Consider the following 17,342-nt stretch of genomic DNA (forward strand, 5'->3'; position numbering starts at 1 on the left):
AGAATAAAATTATTAGAATTTAAAATGATAACAACGAATTATAGTAAAGCATGTGCATTTAAATAATCGTTCGCTCTGTTGCATACCAGATTAACGATTGTGAGTGATCGATAAACTGATTTTCATCATCTAATAATAATTGGATGGCTCTTTGGGCTTCAGGTGAAGTTCTGATAGTTAACATTTTTTCTTTACTTTGCCAGTAAATTTCTGCCATTCCATCAAAATCAAAAATTGGCGCACCTCTACTATTGCGCATGGCATTTCCCGGTTTTTTATCTTGTAATGGTACGCTTTGGACATAATGAATAATTCCTAGTGCTTCTTTTTGTGAATTAACTAAAGCCGCATGGTGGTTACGCCAATAATCATCAAATTCTTGATAACTTAATGTCTTTTTGCGTTTAACTAACGTAATTAATTTGATCATTTAATATCTCCTTTAATAAATAAAACTATATGGTAAAGTATGACAGTGCTGTTAGAGTCAATAGGAGGTATTATGAAAATTGGTGAATTATCCAAACTTAGTCAAATTAGTATAAGGATGCTTAGATACTATGAAGAAGCAGGACTTCTTTCACCAAAACGTACTGTTTCAGGTTATCGACAGTTTGAAATAGAGGACATTGACCGAGTTAAACTAATTCATAAGTTAAATAATGCAGGATTAACATTAAAAGTGATTCGTAAGATCCTCCCTTGTTGGCAACATCAAAATAAAAAGTTTTCGCCTTGTAAAGAATTCAAAATGGGGTTGAATGAAACTTTGTTAAAACTAGATGAACAAATCCAACTTTTACAACAAAGCCGCAATCATTTATTAACCTTGTTAGAAGAAAATTAAAATTCATTTTTCACCGTCAGAATAGGTTTTTAATAGCTAAATGCTAAAATAGAATAAGTCATTGCATAAATCTTTTAAACATAAAAATAATTAATCCCTAGCTAAGAAAAGTTATCTAATATGAATTCCATAACTTTTTATAGATAATGTTGAAACTGGCATCTATTAAATATATTGGTTTTGTCTGTTTTGAAAAATGATTGGTTCGGTTGATTCTGGTTTGGTATTACAAAAGAATCTATATTTCTTCAATGAGTCGATAAATTCTGCTGGCAAAATTGATGGAGCCTAATTAGTCTGAAATTAGAATAAACATGATGAAGTTAATTGTAATCTCGTATACTCTTGATTCATCGGAAAACATTTATTCATCTGAGGTACAATAGTCGATTTTTATTGCTCATTAATTAATGTGTATTATTTATAATTAATTTTATTAGGGCATAATAAAGCATTACAAAAATAATTTAACGGATGTTTGTCGGTTAGTTTTTGAGATTATGACTAAAAATTAAATTTTAAAAACAAATAATTACCAATGTGATTTTTTAAGAATTAGATATTTCTAAAATACCAATCAAACTTGAGAAAATAAAAAAATGCTTATAAATAATCATTCACAATTTAATCATGAACGTTGTTGGTACTTACCGGAATCTCATATATTTTTTGCAAAGGATGAATAACTATATTCCCCCAGTGTTGGAATATGATCGCTAACTCGATAAAAAACAAGGTTGTTTTATGAGATTTTTATTTTTATTTTTTTTAATTTTTCCTAAATTACTATTAGCTCAAGAGTTATTTATTGACTCAGCAAATAAAGAATATTTATATTTAGGAAGCACACAAGATAATGAACAGAGTTTTATGGATTTAAAAACAGGAGCGATAGATTGGATAGATAAAGCCAAAGTAGAACAAATGCAACAGATAGGTATGCTATCACCAACAGAATTTTGGAATAAACTTACCAATAATTTAATCGGGTTTTATGCAAGTGGCTATGAACCATTTTGGAATGCCAAAATAACCAAAAATAGATTACAGTTTCTTCATTTGAAAGAAGAGAACATAGCAATAAAAATCGATATAAAAAACTCTAATTTAACATATGATTTTGTTGCTTTTTTTCACTCAAAAGATGGTGTGATTGGATTAGTCCGAAATCTTGATAAAAGATCTAAATGTGATCTCAATATTGCTGAACCTGATTCAATATATGAAATTTTTATAAACTATAAGGGGCAAGTTTTTGAAGGCTGTGCTTATTTAGATAAATTATGAGGAATATTCTAAATATTATCCTAACGAAAAAGCCTAATATGTTGAAATGAAATTCTTGTGTAATATCATCATATAGTTAATTTTTTGAAAATGAAAATAATGGATGGGCTGAACTAATTAATACCCGTTTTATAAGGTTATTATTTTTGATAAATAAAAAAGGTGATAATACTGTGGTCTAATTTACAACAGATAAAAATGAAAATCTTTCTAATGGTTATAAATTATCAGTTTCTACTAATCTTGAAATAGAAGAACAATCTAGATAAATTTTATTATTGTCATTGAATAAAATTGCAAAAGAGAAATAGTTTAAAATGTTGTTCAATGATAAGCCTAAATCGAAATATCTAAAGCAGCTGCTATGCGCTTTTTATTGAAAAGTCTAATCTACACAATATTTAATTTCTTTAAATTTCCTCAAAAGAATTTTCCATAGTAAATAAGAGATCAATCTTCTTACAGTATCTTCTTTAAATATTTTTTCTAGGATTTGAACATTGTTTAATCCCTGAAGATCGGTCAGTTTCAATTGAAGAATATCGACTAAAATAATTAATGACTCCAATCAGTTGACAAATAGATACATATATTGCTTTTTGATGTTAGCTTTTTTAATGATTGAATTGCTAAATTTATAATAAAAGTTTTTATTTGTTGTTTTTATTATCATTATAAATTTTAACATCTCATAAAAATTATAAAATGACGTTATACTTATTAACAAATGATCTACAAAAAAACATCGCTTGAGTATATACTCTTGCCTAAAGATTTTATGCTTTCAAAGTTATATATAGAAGAGTATAAAAATAGTTATTGCATCAATTTATCTGTTAAGGACCGTAAAGTATGATTTTAGGTAATATTAATCATTTGGATTTAATTCCTTATTTGCCTACCAAGATTAAACAATCAATTGAATATGTGAAAGATAATGTTAATAACAATACACCAGCAGGTCGTTATGATATTGATGGTGATAATATGTTCTTTGTCGTGTCTGATAATTCATTAAGATATATTCATCAAGCCAATCCTGAGTATCATAAGAAGTATATCGATGTGCAGATTGTTTTAGATGGTCAAGAAGGGATGGCTGTTTCTACTCTGCCTCCGCATACTCAAGTATTAGATGATAAAATAGCTGAAAATGATATTGCTTTCATTAAAACACCTGACGAAGAAACTATGTTAGTATTACAGCAAGACGATTTTATTGTATTTTTACCGAATGAAGTACACAAACCGCTTTGTGCAGTTGACAATAAGATTGCAAATGTTCGGAAAGTTGTGGTAAAAATCGCATTAGATTATTTATAAGTAGAAGTAAGGATTTTAGGTAGCACTATGACAACAAAAATCGCTGTTATTGGCGAATGTATGATTGAACTTTCGATAAAACAAGATTCAACAACCCGTAGTTTTGGAGGAGATACATTAAATACGTCAGTTTATTTATCTCGTTTATTAAAAAATAAAGATTTTTCTATTCACTATGTAACTGGTTTAGGAACCGATCCTTTTAGTCAAGAGATGCTTGATAGCTGGCAAAAAGAGCATGTTTCAACTGATTTAGTACAAAAAATGTCGGATAAAATGCCTGGACTTTATTCGATTGTGACTGATGATCAAGGTGAGCGCTCTTTTTATTATTGGCGTAATGATGCAGCGGCTAAATTTTGGTTAAAAACAGCTGAAACAGCCCAAGTTACTGAGCAAATCGCTAAATGTGATTATGTCTATTTAAGTGGTATTAGTATCGCGATTTTAGATGCAGAAAGTATTATTAAATTATTAGATTTATTAAAACAAGTTAAAGCCAATGGCGGTAAAGTGATTTTTGATAATAACTTCCGTCCACGTTTATGGAGTAGCTTAGATTTAGCGCGTAGCGTTTATTCTGATATTTTATCTTTTACTGATATTGCGTTTTTAACTCTCGATGATGAAGACTTATTATGGGGTAAATTACCTTATGAACAAGTTATTGAGCGCACTAAGAAATTTGGTGTTAGCGAAGTTGTGATTAAACGTGGTAGCGATAGTTGTATTATTGACTCTTTGGAAGGACGTTTTGAAGTACCAGCTAACAAAATTGCCAAAGAAGATGTTATAGATACGACTGCTGCAGGAGATTCATTTAGTGCAGGTTATTTAGCTGCGCGTTTGAGTGGTCAAAATCCTTCACAATCAGCAAGCCAAGGTCACCTAGTTGCTGGTACCGTGATTCAATATCGTGGCGCTATTATTCCGTTAGATGCTACACCAAAATTAATCGAAGGTTAATAAAAAAACGGTCATTATTGACCGTTTTTTTATCTCAAATTATTGTATTTTGATATAGTCACTCAAAAAATTCAATCTTGATATTAGAGCCTAATAATTATTATGGCAGTATGGCAAAAGAGCGTACAGGAAAACCTGAAGCATTATTCGGTTTGGCAACAATATTAAAGATCACGGCTCCTTTAGCTGGCAATTGATCTAAATTCGTCATTAACTCAACTTGATAAGTGTCTTGCTCTAAAACATAGTATTCGCCTTTTAACGCATTGTTTTCTCGGAACGCTTTTGCTGAATCAGTATCAAAAGTTTCATGACCAATAGCTTTAATTTTTCGCTCTTCGAATAAAAATTTCAATGCATCAAGTCCCCAGCCTGGAATTTGATTATTTCCAACGGCATCTTTGTTTTCCATTGCAGATTGAGATGGCCATTTCTTACTCCAATCTGTGCGTAACGCCACAAAACTACCAGCTTCAATTTGTCCATGCTGCTGTTCGAAAGCTAATACGTCATCTTTAGAAAACGAAAAATTAGGATCTAGCTTGGCTCGTTCAGATTGGTCGATTACGATTAATGGTAATACAAGCTCTTGCAACTCCAGTTCATGCAAATAGCGAGTATTAGGAACAAAATGAATTGGCGCATCCAAATGAGTACCATATTGACCGGCAAAACTAAAGTTTTGTGCTAAAAAGCCATCGCTATGGTCGAATAGTGTTTTTATTTCAGCAGGTTTAAACATGAAAAAGTGGGGCGAATTGTGATCAAATGCATGAGTCAAATCTATCCATTTTTTCGACTTTAACAAAGTTAATGCTTGTAATACTTGGTTATTCAAAATTATTCCTTATATTTAAAAAAAACTCTTTTTTATTGTAAGATGAAAAGATTAAGTTAACCAATAATTTTGAGTTATAAAAATATAACCTTTGGTTTTAATCAATTAAGAAAAAGTTGAGGAAAAGATTTTTTAAACAAGAAAAATTCTTTATTGGTGCTTTTTAATTAAGATTTTTGTTTTTTATCATTGAAATTCTGCTAACCGACACTATTAAACTAAATAGTTGTATATTTAATCAATAAACACTGGCATAATATACAGTTAATTTTTGTTTCATTCATCTATAAACACACAAAAGAAGAGATCTATGTCAATTAAAGATATCGATATTCGTGGTGCAAGAACACACAATTTAAAGAATATAAATGTAATTATACCTAGAGATAAATTGGTTGTAATTACAGGTCTTTCTGGTTCAGGTAAATCATCATTAGCATTTGATACCTTATATGCAGAAGGACAAAGACGATACGTTGAGTCGTTGTCGGCCTATGCTCGTCAATTTTTGTCACTCATGGAAAAACCTGATGTCGATCATATTGAAGGATTATCGCCTGCTATTTCGATTGAGCAAAAATCCACGTCACATAATCCCCGTTCAACAGTGGGTACCATCACTGAAATTTATGACTATTTACGACTTTTATTTGCTCGTATCGGTGAACCGCGTTGTCCAAATCATAATTTACCGTTAGCAGCACAAACTGTGTCTCAAATGGTTGATAGTATTATGGCGTTGCCATCTGAAAACCGTTATATGTTACTTGCACCGGTTGTCACTGAGCGTAAAGGTGAGTTTGTTAAATTATTTGAGCAGCTTGCTGCAAGTGGTTATATTCGTGTTCGAGTTGATGGTGATGTTTATGACCTTTCTGATCCACCAATACTTGAACTTCAAAAAAAACACACCATTGAAGTGGTTGTTGACCGTTTTCGAATCCGTGATGATTTAAAATTGCGTTTGGCGGAGTCTATTGAAACCGTACTTTCCATCACCAATGGTATTGTTAAAGTCGCTAATTTGGATGATCCCAAAGCAGAAGAGCATCTGTTTTCTGCCAACTTTGCTTGCCCATTATGTGGTTATAGCATTTCTGAACTTGAGCCAAGATTATTCTCATTCAATAATCCTGCTGGTGCTTGTCCTGAATGTGACGGATTAGGTGTACAACAATATTTTGATCCGAAACGCGTTGTTCAGATGCCTGAAGTCTCATTGGCAGCCGGAGCAATTAAAGGATGGGATAGGCGTAATTTTTACTATTTTCAAATGTTAAAATCGTTGGCTAACCATTATAAGTTTGATATCGATAAGCCATATCAAAAATTATCTGAAAAAGTAAAAGATATTCTCTTAAATGGTTCTGGTGACGAAGAAATACAGTTCGTTTATACCAATGATCGTGGTGATGTTGTTAAACGTAATCATCCTTTTGAAGGGATTATCAATAATCTTAGTCGTCGTTATAAAGAAACTGATTCGCAAACTATTCGCGAAGAGTTAGCTAAGTATATCAGTAATCGTCCTTGTCCATGTTGTGAAGGTTCACGTTTATGTAGAACTGCACGACATGTATTTATTAATGATACTAACTTACCAACCATCAGCGATTTAAGTACTCAACAAGCTAAAGATTTCTTTGATAAACTCACTTTAACTGGACAACGTGCTCAAATAGCTGAAAAGATTTTAAAAGAAATTAATGATCGTCTACAATTTTTAATCAATGTTGGATTGAATTATTTAACCCTGTCACGTTCTGCTGAAACTTTATCTGGAGGCGAGGCGCAGCGAATTCGACTGGCTAGCCAAATTGGTGCAGGGCTTGTTGGGGTGATGTATGTGCTTGATGAACCATCAATTGGTTTACATCAACGGGATAATAGTCGCTTGATTGATACGCTTACTCACTTACGAGATTTAGGTAATACCGTCATCGTTGTTGAACATGATGAAGAGGCGATCATGGCAGCTGATTATGTTATTGATATTGGTCCAGGAGCAGGTGTTCATGGAGGTGAGGTTGTCGCTCAAGGTACACCAAAGCAGATTATGGCATGCAATAATTCATTAACCGGTAAATATCTTTCAGGAAAAGAGAAAATCGAGATCCCAGCAGAGCGTCATAAAGTTGATAAGAAAAGAATGCTATCGTTAATTGGTGCGACTGGTAATAATCTTAAAGATGTAACTTTAAATATTCCAGTGGGACTATTTACTTGTATTACCGGTGTATCTGGTTCAGGTAAATCAACCTTAATTAATGACACCTTATATCCTTTAGCTCAAAACGAATTAAATGGTGCAGAAAAAACCGAAATTGCGCCATATAAATCAATTAAAGGATTGGACTTTTTCGATAAAGTTATTGCGATAGATCAGAGCCCTATAGGGCGGACACCACGTTCAAATCCAGCAACTTACACTGGGTTTTTCACATCGATTCGTGAACTTTATGCCGGGGTGCCTGAAGCAAGGGCGAGAGGATATAATCCTGGTCGTTTTAGCTTTAATGTTAAAGGTGGACGTTGTGAAGCTTGCCAAGGCGATGGTTTAATTAAAGTTGAAATGCACTTTCTACCTGATATTTATGTACCTTGTGATCAGTGTCATGGGGCTCGATATAATCGTGAAACATTAGAAATCAAATATAAAGGTAAGTCGATTAATGAAATTCTAAATATGACGGTTGAAGAGGGGCGAGAATTTTTTGACGCAGTACCAATGATTTCCCGTAAGTTACAGACATTAATTGATGTAGGTCTTGCTTATATCACAATTGGTCAGTCAGCAACAACACTATCTGGTGGTGAAGCACAACGAGTAAAACTTGCAAAAGAGTTATCTAAGCGAGATACTGGTAGTACGCTTTATATTTTAGATGAACCAACCACTGGGTTACATTTTGCTGACGTTAAACAATTGCTTGCTCAATTACACTCATTGCGGGATAAAGGTAATACCATTGTAGTTATCGAACATAATTTAGATGTTGTCAAAACCGCCGATTGGATTGTCGATTTAGGTCCAGAAGGAGGAAGTGGTGGTGGTGAAATTATCGCTGAAGGTACACCAGAAGATGTGGCTAATTCGAAAAGATCCTATACTGGTCAATATTTGAAACCATTATTGGAAAAGCAAAAATAATAACTACTGATATATTTAAATCTAGTAAACCTTAGGAGAAAGGATTTGGCATTACAAATTATATTAATGATCATTATCGCTTATCTTTGTGGTTCACTTTCTGGCGCTATGATTATTTGCCATTTAATGAAGTTAAATAATCCTTCTTTATACGGTTCACATAATCCTGGCGCAACTAATGTATTAAGGATAAATGGACGATTACCTGCTGTTTTTGTTTTAATCTTTGATATGTTAAAAGGTGCTATTCCGGTCTATATTGCTTATCGGTTTGGAATATCACCGTTCTTTTTAGGTATTATTGGTATTTCAGCTTGTCTTGGACACATTTTCCCATGTTTTTTTCATTTTCGTGGTGGAAAAGGTGTTGCAACTGCATTAGGAATGATGGCGCCTATTGGGCTTGATTTTACGGGTTGTTTTCTTTTGACGTGGTTTTTAGTGTTAATGATAACGGGGTATTCTTCCGTTGCAGCGATAGTAGGTTTTCTTTTTGCGCCTTTATATGTATGGTTATTTAAACCAGAATTGACATTACCAGTGACAATGCTTTCATGTTTAATTATTGTTCGTCATAGCAGCAATATTATGAGATTGTTGAAAGGAGAGGAGTCAAAAAGTTTTTATCATCGCAGTAAAAAATAAATTAAATGCTAGTTTTAATAGATCCTAATTTTTCTATCACTAAAATCTTAGCGATAAAAACTCGAAAAACTAAACTAATTAATTTTGATTGAAATTTTGCAAAATCTAAGCAATTTTAAATTGAAGTAATAGAATATTTTTTGTTTTATAGACAATTGAAACAGGGTATTATTATTTAATTAGTATAACTATGTGGTAACAAAATAATTCATGCAAATCAGTCCGCTTTTAGAATCACTTATTAGTGCATTTCGCTGTCTACCAGGGGTTGGTCCCAAATCGGCTCAACGAATGGCTTACCATTTATTACAACGTAACCGTCAAGCAGGGCTTCATTTAGCTCAAGAGTTAAATGAAGCAATGATTAACATAGGTCATTGTAAAGAGTGTCGAACTTTCACTGAGCAAGAGATCTGCAATATCTGCGCGAATGTTCGACGACAAAGTAATGATCAAATCTGTGTGGTTGAATCGCCAGCAGATATTTTTGCTATTGAACAAACTGGGCAGTATAGTGGTCGTTATTTCGTTTTACTTGGTCATCTATCGCCACTCGATGGTATCGGTCCGAATGACATTGGTTTGGATTTATTAAAAAGGCGACTAGAATCAGAATCAATAAGTGAAGTTATTTTAGCCACCAATCCAACGATTGAAGGTGACGCTACTGCCAATTATATTGCTCAAATGTGCAGTGAATTTAACATTGTAGCTACTCGTATCGCGCATGGTGTTCCTGTTGGCGGTGAGCTTGAAATGGTGGATGGTACTACATTATCGCATTCATTTATTGGTCGCCAGAAGATAGATTTTTAGCTTTTATTATTAATTACGATTTATAATCCAACAGGGTTGTTAAATATCAATATATATTAAAAAATGGGAAAAAAGATTTTATGAAATATAAAGCAGTCGCCTTTGATATGGATGGTACTTTACTTGGTAGTAACCGTTTAGTCCTACCTGAAACAGTCGATATGATAAAAAAAATTAGTGATAAAGGAATAAAAGTCATTTTGGTATCGGGTCGCCATCATACCGCTATTTATCCGTATTACTACCAATTGAAATTATCAACACCTGCGATTTGTTGTAATGGAACTTATTTATACGATTTTGAAAAACAACAAAGCTTTGCCGCAAAACCAATGACTAAACAGCAAGCTCATACACTGTTAAATTTAGTTAATCAACATCGCATCCATACTTTAATTTATACCGACAAATTTATGACTTATGAAGTTCTTGATGATCATTTAGCCGGTTTTTTCCAATGGATAAAATCTTTACCTGAATTTTTACAACCGGAAGTGAAAAAAGTTGATGACTTCGAAAAACTTATTGAACAGGCTAATTTAATTTTTAAATTTGCGACAAGTAGTCATGATATTCCAGCATTAAAACAATTCTCAAAAGCGGTTGATGCGCTTGATGAATTTTCTTGTGAATGGTCATGGTCAAATCGTGCTGATGTGGCGGTAAAAGGAAATACTAAAGGCAATGGATTAAAGCATTGGGCCGAACATGAAAATATCAAATTAAGCGAAATCGTTGCTTTTGGGGATAGCTTTAATGATATTAGCATGTTAACTATTGCTGGATTAGGTATCGCTATGGGTAACGCCGAGGAAGAGGTCAAAGAAAATGCGAGTTATTCAATTGGTGATAACAATAGCCCAAGTATTGCCGCAGAACTTGAGAAAATATTTTTTTAATTAAGTTAATTTTAAGATAATGTTTGAAGTTCTCTATCAAGACAATGATTTAATCGTAATCAACAAGCCAGAAGGGTGGTTAGTGCACCGGAGCTGGCTTGATAAACATGAAACTGTCGTGGTCATGCAAACGTTGCGAGATCAAATTGGTCAGCATGTCTATCCCATCCATCGCTTAGATAGACCAACCTCAGGTGTACTCATTTTTGCCTTATCTAGTGAGATAGCAAGGCTGTTGTCGGAACAATTTGCATCAAATAAAATTGAGAAAACTTATCATGCCATTGTACGTGGTTATGTTGATGGTGAAGCCGTCATCGATTATCCATTAGTTGAAGAATTGGATAAGATTGCAGATAAGTTTGCCAATAAAGATAAACCTGCTCAAGAAGCCATAACCTTTTATAAAGGTCTTAGCAAAATAGAGTTACCTATCGAAGTGGGAAAATATAAAACAGCAAGATATAGCTTTGTTGAATTAAAACCACAAACAGGGCGAAAGCATCAATTACGTCGTCACCTTAAACATATTTTCCATCCTATCATTGGTGATAGCAAACATGGTGATCTTCATCAAAATCGTGCTTTTAGTCATTATTTTGATGTTAAGCGTCTTATGTTGCATGCTAGCAGCGTCAAAATAATCCATCCTATTACCCTTAAACCCATCACTATTCATGCAAAACTAAGTGATGATTGGTTGAAAATATTGAAGGGCTTCAAATAAATTGAATTGGCTTATTGTTAGTTCTTAAATATTTTCCGAAATATTATTTATAATAAATCTCAATTATTCAATTCAATAAAATCTCGTTAGTATTGCATTATTCAATTAAGTGATATAACCTTTTACTACAATTAGTTATTCAATTACACAATAATTACAGAACTTTATTCGTACTGTTTTTAGATTAATATTAACACTGTTAGAAATTAATAGGATTGAACTCAAAAAATCATTTAGGAACATCAATGAAACGATTAACTCAGTATATAGGAATTCTTTTTTTTACTTTACTTGCTGTTGCCTGTTCATCAGGTGAAAGTTCACCAGAAAAAGTTGCAGAAAAATATGTAAATGCCATGTATAGTGGTGATGCCGATTCCATAATGAAGATGATAGATGTTCCTGATAGTGAGAAATCTTCTCAGATTAGCATGATGGTCAAAGGTAAATTACAAGATAGTGTAATCAAAGCGAAAGCCTATGCTGAGAATCATGGTGGCGTGGATAAAGTTGAATATCAGCCAACAAAATATCTTAATGATGATAAAACTCGTGCTGTGGTTGAAATAAATGTTATTTTTAAAGACAGTAAGAATAAAAACGAAAAACTTAAATTAATTAAAGTTGATGGTAATTGGTTTATTGAATTAGGTTATTAGTTCTAATATTATATATTAGTGGTTTTTTAATCATGTATTAAATCAAAATGTTTTTTATTATTTGCTGTTGTTCAGTTAAAAGTAAAGAATACAATAAGTAAATTATTAAGTAGGGAAATAGAATATGAAAGTGTTATTTAAATTTTTAAGTGTATTTATGTTGGCGTTAGTTGTTACAGCTTGTTCTTCAAATGATACACCAGAAGCGGTAGCTGAAAAATTCATTAAAGCTGGTTATAGTGGTGATGTTGATGGCCTTCTTGATGCTTTATACATTCCTGATGAATTAAAAACTAAAGGTGTAGATATCAAGGTTTTAATGAAGAGTAAAATGAAAAGTGTTACCGACCAAGCCGTTGCAACTGCTAAACAAAACGATGGCTTTGACAGAGTAGAATTATCACCAATTGAATATAATAGTGATAAAACGTTAGCGAATGTTAAAACAACAGTTATATTTAAAAATGGTACTAAGACTAACTCAGCATTATCTTTAATAAAAGTTGATGATAAATGGTTTATTAATATAAAATAATTCATGTGATTATACTATGACCTAGAAAGGAAAACTAATTTTTACCTTTTTAGGTTATAGATAACAACTTTAAATTTTTATGAAACTTTTCCATTATTTTTTTATTTTTTTACTTTTTATAAAAAATCCAGTTTATGCACTAGAATTGCCAAATTCGGATGCTTCTTATAAAGAAAAATTTTCACTAATTCAAGTTGGTGATTGGATTTTCCGTAATGGTGTTCAAACCGATAGTTTTATTGTTAAAAAACTTGATGGTAGTGTTTTTTCCCATATTGGCATGATCGTTTCCGTGGAGCCTGAAATTAAGATAATTCATGCAACAACCAATGATGATGAAAATAAGCCTAATCAAGTAATCATTTCTACATTAACAGAGTTTACTGACCCCGATTTAGCGCAAATGTATGCGGTTGCTAGGCCGAATTTCCTATCAGATAAGCAAAAAAAACAGATTATTGAAGAGCTATTAACCAAACAAGGCGAGGAATTTATACTTGCTTCTCGCGAACAAGAACATTTATATTGTACAACTTTGTTATATGACACCATTGTCAAATATCAACCTGATTTTAATCCAGAATGGAAACATGCTAAATTTCCACTGTTAAGTGGTGACTATTTATTTCCTGGTGCCTTTGCAAATTATCCAAATATCACTTGGATTTATGTTTATCCAGATAAAACGCCATAGTTCATATCACTTGATATTACCAACAGGGAGCAGTACTTAAACACTATTTAAAAGAGTTATTTTTATAATAAAAAAGCGCAATTTTACAATTACGCTTTTAGATCTTTTATTTGATGGTTAAGCTTCTAGATATATAGACTGTATTTTTTCGAAATCTTGGTCAGTGAAGCCAAGTTCTTGCTTAATATAATTGCTCGGCGAGCCCGCTATTTTTCTCATCGTATCAAAAATTTCATTAATAAAGCTTTCTCGGGTATCGATTAAACTTAGTAAATAACCTAAAACATCTTCATTATCTGTAATTTCACGATAAGCAGCCATTTTGATTTTATTCCGTTCTAAACGATTATCATGGGTTAGCATATAATCATAAATAATATCAGATTCAGATACACCTAACATAATTTGAATTAGCATTACACCATAACCAGTCCTATCTTTTCCTCCTCGACAGTGTTGTAGGCTTGGACTATTGTTGGAGTCCAAAACGACTTTTAACATTTGTCGATAAGCTGTTTTCGATTTTTCACTCAGTACAAAGTTACGATACTGTTCAAGGACTTGTATTCCATCGCCATTAACTAATTCTTTTGGAATATCGCGCAAGACACTTTCAATCAATGCTTGATCTTCATTACTCGGATCGGCGGCAAATTGCGCAGCAAGTTCAGCTGTTTGTGCTGATGCATCAAAATTAAAGGTTTGTTTTTCGCCTATTGTTTCATTAGGGTTGGTTTTTATCTCGTTTTCACTACGGTAATCAATTATCGTTTTGATATTCAACGCTTGTATATATTGTTGTGCATCGGGTTTTAGCCCATGAAGATGATTGGAGCGGTATAACAGTCCCCATTTTATCCGTTTCCCTTTGGCACCAACATACCCACCAAAATCACGGAAATTATTTAGTCCTGTGATTGGTAATGTCCTTTCTGCAAATAGATATGGCGATTGACCATGAATATGCAATATAAGATAAATTCGACTTTTGGCGTTTAATGGATCATCAAATATTACCGGTGAGTTTAATGCCTTTCCAATTAACGTTTTATTATTAGTATGGGCATTAGCTTCGGTTGTCCAATATAAATCAGCAGGCTGATCATTACTGAAAGTTACCTCCAATTTTCTTTGATTATTGCGAACTACAGATATTTGATTATTTTTTTCTATCATAGCTATCTTCCTGCTTAGTGTAATATACCGAATGATGAAAGAATGACACCGATCACCATAACCGCGATAATTAGTGATACCGTGTACTTACCTTGGAATTTTCTAACTAAGAAAAATACAGCTAAGGTAAAAAGAAGTGTTAACAAATTCGGCATTACCTTATCAAACATCTCTTGAACTTTTATCGATTGCTCTCCAACTTCGATCAAATAAGGCGTTGAGACTTTTACCGTTGAAGCAATCAGCGATCCCAATACCATCACCCCCACGACATTGGCTACATTACTAATTCTTTGAATAATATTTGAATTTTTGGATTGTTCAATAAGATCAATTCCTTTGTTATATCCATAGTGAACAAAGAAATATTTTGTAAAAATATTCACAAAATTGTAGATCAAAAACATTAATATTGGGCCAATAATATTACCTTGCAATGCAAAGGCTGCGCCAATACTTCCGCATATCGGCATCCACGTGAATTTCAGTAAACTATCACCCAATCCAGCAAACGGACCCATTAATCCAGCTTTTAATGAAATGACGGCATCTTTTTCTTCTTCGCTTGTCTTCTCTTCGACAGCAGCAGTAACACCAAGGACTAAAGCACCAGCATTAACCTGAGTATTAAAAAACTCAAAATGACGTTGCATTGCCTTAACACGTGTTTCTTTATCCGCGTCTTTATAAAGACGGTCGAGAATTGGAATCATACAATGTGCAAATCCAATAGTTTGTAATTTTTCATAATTGAATGAAAATGGGATAGTTTGAATTTTCCAAAAGACACTATTAAGATCTTTTTTCGTAATTTTCTTTTCATTGCTCATAGGTCATATTCCTCTTCAATGCTGTCATTTTGTATAGGTTTTTCAGTGTTAGTTTGATTATTATTTTTACCAGCGGTAAATGCCATGTCATATAAAACAGCAAAGGCAAGTGCAACAAAGGTAACTGGTATGATCGGTAGTTTTAGGTAACTCGTTAAAACAAATCCGAGTAAAAAGAAGAACCACATAGATCCTTTTAAAAGCATCAGTAATAAAATACAGATACCGACTGCAGGAATTAATTTCGAAGCGACACCCATACCGTCAATAATATTCTTTGGAATCGCGTCTAAAATTGTTTTAATCAGATCACTACCAAAATAAATTGCTAAGAAACATGGGACGGCTCTAATCAAAAACCAAATAGGCGTTGAAAAATAGTGTACTTTAACAAGTCCTTTATAATTACCATTTTGTATACTTTTTTCTGCCCATGGATTTAAGAAACAGGCAAATGATCGCCAAAGTATGAGTAACTGTTGACAAAGAATTGAAACCGGTAAGGCTAGAGCAACGCCTGTTGCAACGCCACCATCTGTTGAAATTCCTAATGAAACGCCAATAATTGCGCCAGCAACAATATCTGGGGCAGAATAGGCACCAACATTGCCAACGCCCATCCACATTAGTTCAAGTGTTGCACCAATGGCTAATCCTTGAACCACATCACCCATAATTATCCCCGCTACAGTACCAGTCAACAGAGGTCGACGTAGCATTTGGGGGCCGACGTCATCGAGTGAACAAATTCCCGCCCAAATGGCGACAAGAATAGCTTGTGTTAACATATGTTAACCTCCAAATTATGAAATAAAGAAATAATAATTAACTGAGTAGTGTTTTAAGATCGATAATTGGGTCTTTAGGCACCATTTGAATTTCAACTACGACATTTTTTGCAATTAGATTCCTAAATGCCTGTTCTTCCTCAGGTGTAACTGAAACCGCTCTGGATAATTGATGGCGGCCATCTTGCATTCGCATACCACCAACATTAAGTTTTTCGAGCGACAATCCACCATCAACTAATGCGTCAACATCAATGCTATTGGTGAAAAGTAACATCGTTCTTTTTTTGATAGTTGTCTTTTTGAGAATTTCGATAAATTCTTGTACTCCAAATACTAATACTTTTAATCCCGGTGGTGCCGACATGGTTAATACTGATTGTTGAACTTTGTCATTAGCGACTTTATTGTTGATAACTAATACTTGCTCTATATCATAGTTTTTTACCCAAGTAGTAATAACTTGCCCATGAATTAAGCGATCATCGATTCGTGCTACATTAATTGGCATTGCTGTTCTCCTTACAACTCATTAGATTTTTCATGTTGAACATTTAATAATTGCTTAACATCTATACAGCTTTGAGGGAAAATATCTTCAATAGCTTGTTTTACATCATTCAATGTTCCTTCTCGACTATTTAAAACTTCAAGTAATACAGGAATATTAAATCCACAAAATAACAATACATCGTCATGGGATATTAATAATTCACTAGCAAGATTGCAGGGAGTTCCTCCCATAATATCAACCAAAATAATTACTCCATTGCCTTGATTGAGTTGACTGTAACTACTTTGCATTTTTTGGCGTAACATATCGATATTGCTATCAACTAAAACTGAAATAATATGGATATTTTTTTGTTCGCCCATAAGCATCTGTACGCACTCAAGTGCGCCTTGAGCAAATGGACCATGACTAGCTAAAATGATAGGTAAAGGATTTGACATAAAAATTTCCTTATAATGTAATTTTATTACTAAATAATTTGCTTTGCTTAGTAATAAAATTACATCCTCAATTAAAAATAGTCATCTATTTTTTATTAAATTTTTATAATTTTGTGAACAAGATCAAATTTATTAAGTGAAAGGTAGAAAATAGTAAACCTCTAATATGATGGGATTATTTGATATGTTTGTTTATTAAACTGTGTT

General features: G+C 32.9%; 19 protein-coding genes. 12 read left to right on the forward strand and 7 right to left on the reverse strand.

The window, feature by feature from the left end:
• Positions 1–58 precede the first annotated feature (58 nt).
• Positions 59–430, reverse strand: coding sequence for an EthD domain-containing protein (locus DKK79_RS06245; RefSeq protein WP_110423352.1), 372 nt, complete (start codon positions 428–430; stop codon positions 59–61).
• A 72-nt stretch (positions 431–502) separates the two neighbouring features.
• Between DKK79_RS06245 and DKK79_RS06250 the strand changes: the two genes are divergently transcribed.
• The 4 genes from DKK79_RS06250 (at position 503) to DKK79_RS06265 (ending at position 4,423) form a co-directional block, all read left to right on the forward strand.
• On the forward strand, positions 503–847 hold the full coding sequence (locus tag DKK79_RS06250) for a MerR family transcriptional regulator (RefSeq protein ID WP_065612879.1): 345 nt from the start codon (positions 503–505) through the stop codon (positions 845–847).
• A 744-nt stretch (positions 848–1,591) separates the two neighbouring features.
• Positions 1,592–2,134, forward strand: coding sequence for a hypothetical protein (locus DKK79_RS06255; protein ID WP_110423353.1), 543 nt, complete (start codon positions 1,592–1,594; stop codon positions 2,132–2,134).
• An 852-nt stretch (positions 2,135–2,986) separates the two neighbouring features.
• Entirely contained in the window at positions 2,987–3,457 is a 471-nt protein-coding gene (locus DKK79_RS06260; RefSeq protein ID WP_110423354.1) for a YhcH/YjgK/YiaL family protein, read from the forward strand.
• Between the two features lie 27 nt (positions 3,458–3,484).
• Positions 3,485–4,423 (forward strand): sugar kinase, encoded by a 939-nt coding sequence (locus tag DKK79_RS06265; protein ID WP_110423355.1) that lies wholly within the window; start codon positions 3,485–3,487, stop codon positions 4,421–4,423.
• A gap of 100 nt (positions 4,424–4,523) precedes the next feature.
• On the opposite strand, the gene DKK79_RS06270 is transcribed toward DKK79_RS06265, so the two are convergent.
• A complete protein-coding gene (locus tag DKK79_RS06270; RefSeq protein WP_110423356.1) occupies positions 4,524–5,261 on the reverse strand; it encodes a cyclase family protein in 738 nt (245 codons plus the stop codon).
• A 316-nt stretch (positions 5,262–5,577) separates the two neighbouring features.
• Between DKK79_RS06270 and uvrA the strand changes: the two genes are divergently transcribed.
• The 8 genes from uvrA to DKK79_RS06310 all read left to right on the forward strand — a co-directional run bounded on the left by uvrA (position 5,578) and on the right by DKK79_RS06310 (position 13,387).
• Positions 5,578–8,412 carry an excinuclease ABC subunit UvrA gene (gene uvrA / locus DKK79_RS06275; protein WP_110424039.1) on the forward strand — a complete coding sequence of 945 codons (2,835 nt, stop codon included), beginning with the start codon at positions 5,578–5,580 and terminating at the stop codon, positions 8,410–8,412.
• Positions 8,413–8,457: 45 nt separating this feature from the next.
• The gene (gene plsY / locus DKK79_RS06280; RefSeq protein WP_220019043.1) at positions 8,458–9,057 is read left to right on the forward strand and encodes a glycerol-3-phosphate 1-O-acyltransferase PlsY; all 600 of its coding nucleotides are present in this window, start codon (positions 8,458–8,460) and stop codon (positions 9,055–9,057) included.
• A 210-nt stretch (positions 9,058–9,267) separates the two neighbouring features.
• Positions 9,268–9,873 carry a recombination mediator RecR gene (gene recR, locus DKK79_RS06285; protein ID WP_110423357.1) on the forward strand — a complete coding sequence of 202 codons (606 nt, stop codon included), beginning with the start codon at positions 9,268–9,270 and terminating at the stop codon, positions 9,871–9,873.
• Between the two features lie 80 nt (positions 9,874–9,953).
• Positions 9,954–10,772 (forward strand): pyridoxal phosphatase, encoded by an 819-nt coding sequence (locus DKK79_RS06290; protein WP_110423358.1) that lies wholly within the window; start codon positions 9,954–9,956, stop codon positions 10,770–10,772.
• A gap of 19 nt (positions 10,773–10,791) precedes the next feature.
• Positions 10,792–11,499, forward strand: coding sequence for a tRNA pseudouridine(65) synthase TruC (truC, locus tag DKK79_RS06295; protein ID WP_110423359.1), 708 nt, complete (start codon positions 10,792–10,794; stop codon positions 11,497–11,499).
• A 245-nt stretch (positions 11,500–11,744) separates the two neighbouring features.
• Positions 11,745–12,158 carry a DUF4878 domain-containing protein gene (locus tag DKK79_RS06300; protein ID WP_110423360.1) on the forward strand — a complete coding sequence of 138 codons (414 nt, stop codon included), beginning with the start codon at positions 11,745–11,747 and terminating at the stop codon, positions 12,156–12,158.
• Between the two features lie 124 nt (positions 12,159–12,282).
• On the forward strand, positions 12,283–12,693 hold the full coding sequence (locus tag DKK79_RS06305; protein ID WP_110423361.1) for a DUF4878 domain-containing protein: 411 nt from the start codon (positions 12,283–12,285) through the stop codon (positions 12,691–12,693).
• A gap of 145 nt (positions 12,694–12,838) precedes the next feature.
• Complete coding sequence (locus DKK79_RS06310; protein ID WP_181415250.1) at positions 12,839–13,387, forward strand: YiiX/YebB-like N1pC/P60 family cysteine hydrolase; 549 nt, start codon at positions 12,839–12,841, stop codon at positions 13,385–13,387.
• A 117-nt stretch (positions 13,388–13,504) separates the two neighbouring features.
• Here DKK79_RS06310 and DKK79_RS06315 read toward each other — a convergent pair whose 3' ends face one another.
• From DKK79_RS06315 to DKK79_RS06335, 5 genes are read right to left on the reverse strand one after another with little or no spacing between them, the layout of a single operon-like run.
• Positions 13,505–14,563 carry a tyrosine-protein phosphatase gene (locus DKK79_RS06315; protein ID WP_220019045.1) on the reverse strand — a complete coding sequence of 353 codons (1,059 nt, stop codon included), beginning with the start codon at positions 14,561–14,563 and terminating at the stop codon, positions 13,505–13,507.
• A gap of 14 nt (positions 14,564–14,577) precedes the next feature.
• Positions 14,578–15,393, reverse strand: a complete 816-nt coding sequence (locus DKK79_RS06320) for a PTS system mannose/fructose/sorbose family transporter subunit IID (RefSeq protein WP_110423363.1) — start codon at positions 15,391–15,393, stop codon at positions 14,578–14,580.
• Positions 15,390–16,181, reverse strand: coding sequence for a PTS mannose/fructose/sorbose/N-acetylgalactosamine transporter subunit IIC (locus tag DKK79_RS06325; RefSeq protein ID WP_110423364.1), 792 nt, complete (start codon positions 16,179–16,181; stop codon positions 15,390–15,392). The genes DKK79_RS06320 and DKK79_RS06325 overlap by 4 nt, the downstream gene beginning before the upstream one ends.
• Before the next feature lie 37 nt (positions 16,182–16,218).
• Positions 16,219–16,692, reverse strand: a complete 474-nt coding sequence (locus DKK79_RS06330) for a PTS system mannose/fructose/N-acetylgalactosamine-transporter subunit IIB (protein ID WP_110423365.1) — start codon at positions 16,690–16,692, stop codon at positions 16,219–16,221.
• A gap of 11 nt (positions 16,693–16,703) precedes the next feature.
• Positions 16,704–17,135, reverse strand: a complete 432-nt coding sequence (locus DKK79_RS06335; RefSeq protein WP_110423366.1) for a PTS sugar transporter subunit IIA — start codon at positions 17,133–17,135, stop codon at positions 16,704–16,706.
• Positions 17,136–17,342 lie beyond the last annotated feature (207 nt).

The organism is Gilliamella apicola, from assembly GCF_003202915.1.
Lineage (GTDB): Bacteria > Pseudomonadota > Gammaproteobacteria > Enterobacterales > Orbaceae > Gilliamella > Gilliamella apicola_Q.

Bases quoted from the DNA above. Each gene is read 5' to 3' on its own strand.
- DKK79_RS06245 (WP_110423352.1), bottom strand. From the start codon at position 430: ATGATCAAATTAATTACGTTAGTTAAACGCAAAAAGACATTAAGTTAT.
- DKK79_RS06250 (WP_065612879.1), top strand. From the start codon at position 503: ATGAAAATTGGTGAATTATCCAAACTTAGTCAAATTAGTATAAGGATG.
- DKK79_RS06255 (WP_110423353.1), top strand. From the start codon at position 1,592: ATGAGATTTTTATTTTTATTTTTTTTAATTTTTCCTAAATTACTATTA.
- DKK79_RS06260 (WP_110423354.1), top strand. From the start codon at position 2,987: ATGATTTTAGGTAATATTAATCATTTGGATTTAATTCCTTATTTGCCT.
- DKK79_RS06265 (WP_110423355.1), top strand. From the start codon at position 3,485: ATGACAACAAAAATCGCTGTTATTGGCGAATGTATGATTGAACTTTCG.
- recR (WP_110423357.1), top strand. From the start codon at position 9,268: ATGCAAATCAGTCCGCTTTTAGAATCACTTATTAGTGCATTTCGCTGT.
- DKK79_RS06290 (WP_110423358.1), top strand. From the start codon at position 9,954: ATGAAATATAAAGCAGTCGCCTTTGATATGGATGGTACTTTACTTGGT.
- truC (WP_110423359.1), top strand. From the start codon at position 10,792: ATGTTTGAAGTTCTCTATCAAGACAATGATTTAATCGTAATCAACAAG.
- DKK79_RS06300 (WP_110423360.1), top strand. From the start codon at position 11,745: ATGAAACGATTAACTCAGTATATAGGAATTCTTTTTTTTACTTTACTT.
- DKK79_RS06305 (WP_110423361.1), top strand. From the start codon at position 12,283: ATGAAAGTGTTATTTAAATTTTTAAGTGTATTTATGTTGGCGTTAGTT.
- DKK79_RS06315 (WP_220019045.1), bottom strand. From the start codon at position 14,563: ATGATAGAAAAAAATAATCAAATATCTGTAGTTCGCAATAATCAAAGA.
- DKK79_RS06320 (WP_110423363.1), bottom strand. From the start codon at position 15,393: ATGAGCAATGAAAAGAAAATTACGAAAAAAGATCTTAATAGTGTCTTT.
- DKK79_RS06325 (WP_110423364.1), bottom strand. From the start codon at position 16,181: ATGTTAACACAAGCTATTCTTGTCGCCATTTGGGCGGGAATTTGTTCA.
- DKK79_RS06330 (WP_110423365.1), bottom strand. From the start codon at position 16,692: ATGCCAATTAATGTAGCACGAATCGATGATCGCTTAATTCATGGGCAA.
- DKK79_RS06335 (WP_110423366.1), bottom strand. From the start codon at position 17,135: ATGTCAAATCCTTTACCTATCATTTTAGCTAGTCATGGTCCATTTGCT.